At 65.1% G+C, this 1516-nt stretch carries 2 protein-coding genes; both read right to left on the reverse strand.

Features of this window, described 5'->3' with window-relative positions:
* Window positions 1–142: 142 nt before the first annotated feature.
* The gene (locus AB0J67_RS41100; RefSeq protein WP_363491244.1) at window positions 143–721 is read right to left on the reverse strand and encodes a group II intron maturase-specific domain-containing protein; all 579 of its coding nucleotides are present in this window, start codon (window positions 719–721) and stop codon (window positions 143–145) included.
* A gap of 153 nt (window positions 722–874) precedes the next feature.
* Window positions 875–1405: a hypothetical protein gene (locus AB0J67_RS41105; protein ID WP_363491246.1), complete on the reverse strand. Its 531-nt coding sequence runs from the start codon at window positions 1403–1405 to the stop codon at window positions 875–877.
* Window positions 1406–1516: the final 111 nt, after the last annotated feature.

Below are 1516 nucleotides of genomic sequence, written 5' to 3' on the forward strand. Positions count from 1 at the left end.
TTCTCCTCGCCATCAGCCCCTCGCCCTTCAGACGAGAGGGATCATCCTGATCACGAGAACCACCTGGTCGCTCGGCCTCCCCATGGGGAATTACGTGAGCGCCAGGCCAATTACTTGAGCGCGAAGCCAGCTCCGTGGGGAATTACGTGAGCGCTGACAATCTTGTGCCTCGGTAGCGGTAGCGGATGGTTTTCACCGCGCCGGGGTTGAACAAGGTCACCTCGCCTTCAGCGGGCCACCAGCCGCCGTTGCAGAAGCGGCGGCGGATGTTCTTCCAGGTGGAATGCGGGTGTTTTCGGCGCAGCCAGCGGAAGACCTGACGCCAGGTGTATGCGCGTAGGTATCCGAAGGCGGCGCTGGACACTCCAGACTGGAAGTAGGTGGTCCAGCCTCTCAGCAGCGGGTTGAGCCGGTGCAGGAGGACTTCGAGTGTAAGATTGCGGTTCTGTCGGCACAGTGTCTTGACCTTGCCGGTCACCGCCTTGACGGACTTGTGTGCCGGATAGGTATAGACGTAGTGCTGGTCGGTGCCTCGTTTGCGGTGGCGCTGGATGCGCCACCCCAGGAAGTCGAGGCCCTCGTCGATATGGGTGATCAGGGTCTTCTCCTGCGACAGGCGTAGGCCCATCGTGGACAGGACCCCTGTGATCTGCTCACGCAGGGCCTCGGCGTCCGCTTTCGTGCCGGTCACCATCAGGCACCAGTCGTCGGCGAACCGCACGAGCCGGTAGTTGGGCAGACCATGGCGGCGGCGCTTGGCCCCGAGTTCGACAGTTCGGGTCCGGGTCTAGTACACGGATTCCGGGGTTGAGCTGCGGGGATGCGTGATCACACGCCGGCGGGGCGTGTCACTAGTGGCTGCTGTTTGCGCTGGTCAGGAACCTGCTGTCAGGTCGACGATCTTCTTGGGCAGGGGCAGGGGCAGGCCCAGTGCGGTGTAGGTGTCGCGTTGGGGCTTGGTCGGCTCGCTGGTCTGGCGGTAGGTGCCGGCGGTGCCGGTGAAGGTGGCCAGGTGCAGGCGTTGCAGGTGGTCGCGTAGGCGGTGCCAGGTGTGGCCGGTGCGGGTCTCGGCGACGCGGATCAGTAGCAGGGCCAGCCAGCAGAGCAGGACGTGGGCGCGGATGCGGTCTTCGCGGCGGTGGAAGATCGGGCGCAGGTCGATGATCTGTTTGAGGTCGCGCCAGCCACGTTCGACTTCCAGAAGCTGCTTGTAGCCGACCGCGATGTCCTCGGGGCTGAGGCTGGGGTCGGAGCAGCGCAGCAGGTACTTGCCGTCCAGGCGTGCTTCGGCCTTGACCGCCGCCTGGTCGACGCGCAGCAGCCCGGCGGGGGTGGTGCGCAGGTAGCGGCGCAGCCCGGGCTTGGTGGAGATGACCCCGGCCAGTTGGTTGCTGTCGGCGTACATGTACCACTGCAAAGGCGCGTACGCGTAGACGTACAGAGATCAGGCGGCTTGGGCCTGCGCAGAGGTGGCGCTGCCGTCGACGGATTTGAGGCGGTTCTTTAGCCGGTAGCT

The organism is Catellatospora sp. NPDC049609 (assembly GCF_040675365.1).
Lineage (GTDB): Bacteria > Actinomycetota > Actinomycetes > Mycobacteriales > Micromonosporaceae > Catellatospora.

Excerpts from the sequence above, each read along its gene's own strand:
- AB0J67_RS41105 (WP_363491246.1), bottom strand. The coding sequence starts at position 1,405 with ATGTACGCCGACAGCAACCAACTGGCCGGGGTCATCTCCACCAAGCCC.